Below are 6,351 nucleotides of genomic sequence, written 5' to 3'. Positions count from 1 at the left end.
TTCCCATCCCGAACAGAGAAGTTAAGCCCTGTCGCGCCGATGGTACTGGGGTTACACCCGGGAGAGTAGGTCGCCGCCCTCACCTATATGCCCCCTGTCCTACAAGGACACGGGGCTTTTTTTGTGACTTATTTTTATTTTACCTTTTTAAGTATATTCTTGACCGTTCTTGCATTTTCTTTTTTATCTGTTGTCTATTTCCTTTAAATTAAATGCATGAATCGAAAAATCGCATTTATAACTGGTGCTACCTCAGGGATTGGAAAAGCCTGTGTCTTATCATTAGCCAAATCTGGTTTTGATATCATTGCTACAGGTAGAAGAGAGGAGAGATTGATAAAATTGAAACAGGAGATTGATCCTTCAGCGAGATATACTTATTTGGTGTTTGACGTCAGAAATAAAAATGATGTAGATACTGCTATTGATAAGTTATCATCTGACTGGAAAAAAATAGATGTTTTAGTCAATAATGCTGGCAATGCCCACGGCTTGGATCCTATTCAGTCAGGGAATACCGATGATTGGGATGCTATGATGGATATAAATGTGAAGGGCCTACTCTATGTATCCAAGAAGATAATGCCGATAATGATCGAGCGAAAGCAGGGACATATTGTAAATATTGGCTCTATCGCAGCCAAGGAGGTGTACCCAAATGGAAACGTTTATTGTGCCTCCAAGCACGCTGTAGATGCGCTAACGAAAGGTATGAGGTTGGATTTAACTAAGTACGGTATTAAAGTAACAGGGATACATCCTGGTTTAGTTGAAACGGAGTTTTCTCTTGTTCGTTTTAAAGGAGATGAAGATAGGGCTAAATCTGTTTATGAGGGATTTGAACCTTTAAAGCCAGAGGATATTGCTGATATTGTTAATTTCTCAATTACTAGGCCTTCGCATGTAGCCATGACCGACATTACTGTTTTAGCAGGTTCGCAAGCTAACAGTAATACCGTTTATAAAAATATAGAATAATGAGGTTTTTTTATTGGTGCATTGTTGGCCTTGTATGTTTGGGATGCAATCAAAATCGCTCAAAAGAAAGGGGTTTAACTTCAAATGGAGATTTGGAGGTTAATAATGATGTTTCTTTAATGGAAATATCGATGGGTAATCCTGAGAAAGACACTATAAGCGAACTAGAAAGAGGACTTATCCAAGCAGGACTCACCAATGTAAAGGTTGCCATACCTGAGGTTTACATAGAGTTAAAGTACAGTACAAAGGACAATTTTTTCGGAAAGGATGTTTATGGTGATTTAAGGAATTGCTATTTGCAACCTGATGTAGTCGCGAAACTTAAAAAAGCTTTAAAGAAGCTCAATCAACAGCATCCGGAGCTTACTTTTTTAATTTATGATGGAGTACGTCCCAATTCCGTGCAGCAAATTCTTTGGGACAGTCTAGATAAACCTGATAGCATAAAGCCGTTATATGTCGCTGATCCCAAAAAGGGAAGTTTACATAATTATGGAGTGGCTGTAGATCTAACATTGGCAGAAAAAAGTACAGGAATACCATTAGACTTAGGTACTCATTACGATTATTTTGGATATCCAGCATATCCTGACAGGGAAAAGCAAATGCTCAAAGAGGGGAAAATAACCAGAGAGCATGTCGCCAACAGAGAAATTTTAAGGAAAGCTATGACTTCTGCGGGATTTGCTGGGATAGGTTCTGAGTGGTGGCATTTTAATGCTTTTAGTCTACAAAAGGCAAAAGAACTCTATGAAATAGTAAAGTAAAGAAATCAATTATATATTCAATAAACTTTAATAATAACCATGAACCTATTTAACCGAATGTCTTTTTTAAAATGTTTGGCATTGATCTGTTTTATCATGACTGCTTCTATTGGTATTCAAGCTCAAGGTCAGTTTAGAGCATTAGTTTTTAGTAAAACCCAAGGTTTTAGACATCAGTCCATTCCAAATGCAGTTAAAGCGATCAAAAACCTGGCAAATGACCGGGTTTTTAGTGTTTATACAACAGAAGATGCTACAGTTTTCACAGATGAGAGCCTCAAAAAGTATGACCTAATTATATTGGCCAGTACAACCGGGAATATCCTAAATGATGAACAAAAAGAAGCTTTTAAGAAGTTTGTACAAAGTGGAAAAGGTGTTGTGGGAATTCACAGTGCCACAGATACAGAGTATGAATGGGAATGGTATACAAAAATGATAGGAGGGCAATTTAAGCACCATCCTGCTCAGCAAACCGTGAAAATAGATGTGGTTGATCAAGACCACCCTTCTACTTATCATTTAGCTAAAAAGTGGCTTTGGACTGATGAGTTGTATGAGTACCAGAACTTTAATGAAGATGTTCATATCCTATTGCAATTGGATGAAAATACATATGATACGGGTGCAAGAAATGGAAAAAAAATGGGCATGGGAGCTGTACATCCGATTGCATGGTGTCATGAATATGATGGAGGAAGGGTTTTCTATACAGGCTTAGGTCATGTGGAATCAGCTTATAAAGATCCTGATTTTTTGAATCACCTCTATGGAGGAATTTGGTGGGCAGCCAAAGGCTATCCATTGAAGTAACTATTATTGACCTTTTCGAAGATCTCCTTTAAGGTTTCAGGGTAAATATCATGTCCTCCTTGATAGGAGATTTTTTCTTTTTGAATTGGAATTTTCTGTAGGATTTCCTCCTGTTCTTTCATTTTTTCCTCTGTGAGAAATGGGTCTTGATTTCCCATAACCATAAAAGTCCTTGTATTTTTAAGGCTTTGATCAAGGTGGTTTAGATCGATATCATGCGCAAAACCTCCTCCCCATAGCACAAGTGTATTAACTTGAACTTCCAATTGGGCAGCCCATCTAGTGGCTGTTGCACTGCCTTGAGAGAAACCTAATATGTTAATAGAAGGCTGTGTAGAAAAGTAGCTTAGGGACTGGTTTAGTATTGCATTAAGGAAATGATGGTTGTTAGCTATTGCTAGCTCTCGTTGGTGTTTAGTCATCCAGTTTGCACCTACCCTTCCGGAAAAATTTTTTAAATAGGAATAGTTTGTAGCTTCAGGAGCAATAAACAATCTATCCGAATTAAAATGGGATGAAAATTTTTTAAGGAAAAAACTGGCTAACTGACCATAACCATGAAGCACAATCCAAAGTTCTTTTTCCAAAGCTGTTATTGGCTGAGAAGTTACATACGAACCAGTCGTTTCATACTTGACTTGGTGATACATTTTTAGCTATTTAGATCATTAAACTTGAAAGGTAGTAGCTTGCTAATGTTAGCCGCTTTTAAAATTTGATCATTGGGCGTGTACATTAATATTTGAATATCTGTCTCAAACTTTACCTCATACTCATTGATGGTTTGTCTACAAAGGCCACAAGGAGAAACGGTAGCGTATTTATCACTTCCCTTTTTTTTGGCAATGATGGCAATCTTTAATGGTTTCAGCTTAGGGAAGTTTGCATGGGCATATCCTAGCAATAGCCGTTCAGCACATATCCCGACAGGAAAGGAAGCGTTCTCTTGGTTATTCGCCGTAAGGATCTCATCATTCTCGAGAAGTATAGCGGCACCGACCATGAAATTAGAGTAGGGAGCGTAAGCGCTATTCATGGCATTTTTTGCTTTATTGACCAGCTCAATTTCCTTTTCATCAAGTTCATGAATGTCCAGAAGGGTTAAGCTTATATTTTGAGTGATTTTTTTACCCATAGTATAGTTTTGACGGATTGATCAACGAATATTTTATAATATAGTGGATTGAAAACTGATTTCTAAATATTAATTTTTTCATCAAAAAATTAATCACCATCTTTCATAAACCCATAAATGCTAATTAGAATGAAGACCATTTTAATAATAGGGGCTGGTAAATCCTCAAAAGTGTTGTTGGATTACCTGCTGGAAGAAGCCTATTCAAAAAGACGTTTTATAATTTTAGCAGACAATGACCTGGCAGAAGCATTCAATAAATTAGAGGGACACCCAAACGGTGAGGCGGTAAGATTAGATGTACAGGATGTCACGCTCAGAAGAACCTTGATTTCAAAGTCTGATGTAGTCATTTCCATGCTTCCAGCTTTTTTACATCCTTTAGTAGCTGAGGATTGTTTGGAATTGGGGAAACACTTTTTTTCTGCTTCTTATGAGTCTTCCCAGATGAAAGAAATGAGTTCTGCGATAAAAGAGAAAGATTTGTTGTTTCTTAATGAATGTGGATTAGATCCCGGAATTGATCATATGTCTGCCATGCAGATAATCGATCGAGAAAAAGAGACTGGAGGGAAGATTGAATTGTTCAAATCATACTGTGGTGGGCTACTGTCACCGGAAAGCGAAAGAGATAATCCTTGGCGCTATAAGTTTACTTGGAACCCTAGGAATGTGGTTTTGGCAGGACATGGAGTTTCCAGGTTTATTCGAAATGGACGCTATAAGTTTATTCCTTACCATATGCTTTTCAGAAGAACAGACTTGATCCAATTTGATGATGTGGGAGATTTTGATGGTTATGCCAATCGTGATTCTTTAAGCTACCGGGCTGTATATGGACTTGAAGATATTCCAACTATTATTCGTGGAACATTGCGACGAGCAGGGTTTTGCAGAAGCTGGGATGTTTTGGTTCAGTTGGGCTTAACGGATGATTCTTTTTCTATGAGTTTGCCAAGAGATTTTACCAAGAGGATGTTTGTCAATGCTTTTTTACCTTATGATATGATGTTTGGTGTAGAAGAAAAATTGAAGCGGATTTTACCTTGGGTCGATGATGAAATCATGAGTAAACTGGAATGGCTGGGGCTTTTTGATGAAGAAGCTTTGCCGCTTTTTGAAGGTAGTCCAGCGACTATTCTTCAACAGATTCTAGAGGATAAATGGCGTATGAAAAAAGAGGATAAGGATATGGTGGTGATGCAACACCAATTTCTGGTCAAATATTACCATGGTAAAGAGAAAAGTATCCATTCTAGTTTAGTAGTAAAGGGGGAAAATAATGTTTACACTGCAATGGCAAAAACTGTGGGACTTCCTTTGGCTGCCGCAGTTGATTTGTTTTTGGATGGTAAAATCAAGTTTAGGGGACTTTGCCTGCCTACATTGAAAGAAATTTATTTACCCGTGCTGGATGTGTTGGAAAGTAAAGGGATTCGTTTTGTCGAGAAAGAAAAACTACTCTAAACTAAAAGATCAAAAGAAAATCTTTCAGAAGATCTTTATACACCTTACTGTATGAAGAATCATTGTTTTTAATGGTGATAAGAGAAGGTATAGGCTTTTGACTTTGTGTAAAGGTAAAGGATTTTACATGTCTCAAGACTTTTGTAGAAGGCCTGTCCCTTAATTCAAAAAAGTCTTTTGGATACAATCCGAAGAAAGCAGCTATCCTTTCTAAATCATCCATTTGTCTTGGTGGTAAAATTACCCAGAATGCCCCCAGGTTTTTATCGAGTAATTTAACAACGCCTTTGATCAGGTCTCCAAATGATAACTCATCATTGTGCAGGGCTTTGTTCCGTTGATCATTTTTGGATTTATTATGATTTGGGAAATAAGGAGGGTTGCTGACAATTAGGGGGAAATTTTTAGCGTTTTTTTTTGAGAATTCTTGAAAGGAAAGGTGATGAATTTCAATTTGATCTTTGAAGGGGCTGTTGTTTTTGTTCTCATTAGCCTGCTCAAAAGTAGGTTGATCAATCTCTAACCCTAAGATTTTTGCTTCTTGGAATCTTTGGGCAAGCATCAAAGAAATGACCCCGGTTCCAGTTCCTATATCAAGTATTTGTGTAGGAAATGCTTCATTTACCAAAGCTCCCAATATCACAGCATCTGTGCTGACTTTCATGGCACAGTTTTCCTGATGAATTGTAAATTGCTTGAATTGGAAGTAAGAATTGGGCATATAGATTTTTAAGCTAATCCTTTTTCATAGATTTCATCTACCAATAGTTTCCCTGACTCAGCAGCCTCGACAGCTAATTGGTCGCAGCGTTCATTCTCGGGATGTCCTGCATGTCCTTTTACCCACTGGAATTGAGGTTTGTATTTATTATGCAACGGAATGTAGCGTTTCCATAAGTCCACATTCTTTTTATCCTTAAATGCTTTTTTCTGCCAGCTCCAAATCCATCCTTTCGTGACTGCATCCACTACATATTTACTGTCCGAATATATTTTTACGGGAATACCGTCTACTTTGATAGCTTCAAGGCCTTTGATAACGGCCAATAGCTCCATGCGGTTGTTGGTGGTAAGTCTAAATCCTTCGGACAGTTCTTTCTCGTGTTGCTTGTATTTCAGGATAGTTCCATAACCTCCGTTGCCAGGGTTGCCTTTGGCTGCACCATCTGTATAAATCAAAATCATGCT

General features: G+C 37.9%; 8 protein-coding genes and 1 rRNA gene. 5 read left to right on the top strand and 4 right to left on the bottom strand.

The annotated features are described in order from the left end of the window. The 4 genes from rrf to IFO69_RS04915 all read left to right on the top strand — a co-directional run. Positions 1-82, top strand: a 5S ribosomal RNA gene (rrf, locus tag IFO69_RS04930); the annotation flags it as partial. Positions 83-216: 134 nt separating this feature from the next. Further along, on the top strand, positions 217-978 hold the full coding sequence (locus IFO69_RS04925) for an SDR family NAD(P)-dependent oxidoreductase (RefSeq protein WP_192008900.1): 762 nt from the start codon (positions 217-219) through the stop codon (positions 976-978). 119 nt (positions 979-1,097) lie between these two features. Continuing rightward, positions 1,098-1,748, top strand: a complete 651-nt coding sequence (locus IFO69_RS04920; protein WP_225443988.1) for a M15 family metallopeptidase — start codon at positions 1,098-1,100, stop codon at positions 1,746-1,748. Positions 1,749-1,805: 57 nt separating this feature from the next. After that, positions 1,806-2,561 (top strand): ThuA domain-containing protein, encoded by a 756-nt coding sequence (locus tag IFO69_RS04915; RefSeq protein ID WP_225443987.1) that lies wholly within the window; start codon positions 1,806-1,808, stop codon positions 2,559-2,561. Here the strand turns inward: IFO69_RS04915 and IFO69_RS04910 are convergent. Beyond that, positions 2,546-3,211: an alpha/beta hydrolase gene (locus IFO69_RS04910; protein WP_192008892.1), complete on the bottom strand. Its 666-nt coding sequence runs from the start codon at positions 3,209-3,211 to the stop codon at positions 2,546-2,548. The genes IFO69_RS04915 and IFO69_RS04910 overlap by 16 nt on opposite strands. Positions 3,212-3,213: 2 nt before the next feature. Next, the gene (locus tag IFO69_RS04905) at positions 3,214-3,696 is read right to left on the bottom strand and encodes a cytidine deaminase (protein WP_192008889.1); all 483 of its coding nucleotides are present in this window, start codon (positions 3,694-3,696) and stop codon (positions 3,214-3,216) included. Positions 3,697-3,825: 129 nt separating this feature from the next. On the opposite strand from IFO69_RS04905, the gene IFO69_RS04900 reads away from it, so the two are divergent. After that, positions 3,826-5,163 (top strand): saccharopine dehydrogenase C-terminal domain-containing protein, encoded by a 1,338-nt coding sequence (locus tag IFO69_RS04900; protein ID WP_192008886.1) that lies wholly within the window; start codon positions 3,826-3,828, stop codon positions 5,161-5,163. A gap of 1 nt (position 5,164) precedes the next feature. Here IFO69_RS04900 and IFO69_RS04895 read toward each other — a convergent pair whose 3' ends face one another. Then, on the bottom strand, positions 5,165-5,884 hold the full coding sequence (locus IFO69_RS04895; RefSeq protein WP_192008884.1) for a tRNA1(Val) (adenine(37)-N6)-methyltransferase: 720 nt from the start codon (positions 5,882-5,884) through the stop codon (positions 5,165-5,167). 8 nt (positions 5,885-5,892) lie between these two features. Then, positions 5,893-6,348: a ribonuclease HI gene (gene rnhA / locus IFO69_RS04890; protein WP_192008882.1), complete on the bottom strand. Its 456-nt coding sequence runs from the start codon at positions 6,346-6,348 to the stop codon at positions 5,893-5,895. Between the last annotated feature and the right edge of the window lie 3 nt (positions 6,349-6,351).

This window comes from Echinicola arenosa (genome assembly GCF_014841125.1).
Lineage (GTDB): Bacteria > Bacteroidota > Bacteroidia > Cytophagales > Cyclobacteriaceae > Echinicola > Echinicola arenosa.
This window is presented reverse-complemented; position numbering and strand designations above follow the sequence as displayed.

Bases quoted from the DNA above. Each gene is read 5' to 3' on its own strand.
- IFO69_RS04905 (WP_192008889.1), bottom strand. From the start codon at position 3,696: ATGGGTAAAAAAATCACTCAAAATATAAGCTTAACCCTTCTGGACATT.
- IFO69_RS04925 (WP_192008900.1), top strand. From the start codon at position 217: ATGAATCGAAAAATCGCATTTATAACTGGTGCTACCTCAGGGATTGGA.
- IFO69_RS04900 (WP_192008886.1), top strand. From the start codon at position 3,826: ATGAAGACCATTTTAATAATAGGGGCTGGTAAATCCTCAAAAGTGTTG.
- rnhA (WP_192008882.1), bottom strand. From the start codon at position 6,348: ATGATTTTGATTTATACAGATGGTGCAGCCAAAGGCAACCCTGGCAAC.
- IFO69_RS04915 (WP_225443987.1), top strand. From the start codon at position 1,806: ATGTCTTTTTTAAAATGTTTGGCATTGATCTGTTTTATCATGACTGCT.
- IFO69_RS04895 (WP_192008884.1), bottom strand. From the start codon at position 5,884: ATGCCCAATTCTTACTTCCAATTCAAGCAATTTACAATTCATCAGGAA.
- IFO69_RS04920 (WP_225443988.1), top strand. From the start codon at position 1,098: ATGGAAATATCGATGGGTAATCCTGAGAAAGACACTATAAGCGAACTA.
- IFO69_RS04910 (WP_192008892.1), bottom strand. From the start codon at position 3,211: ATGTATCACCAAGTCAAGTATGAAACGACTGGTTCGTATGTAACTTCT.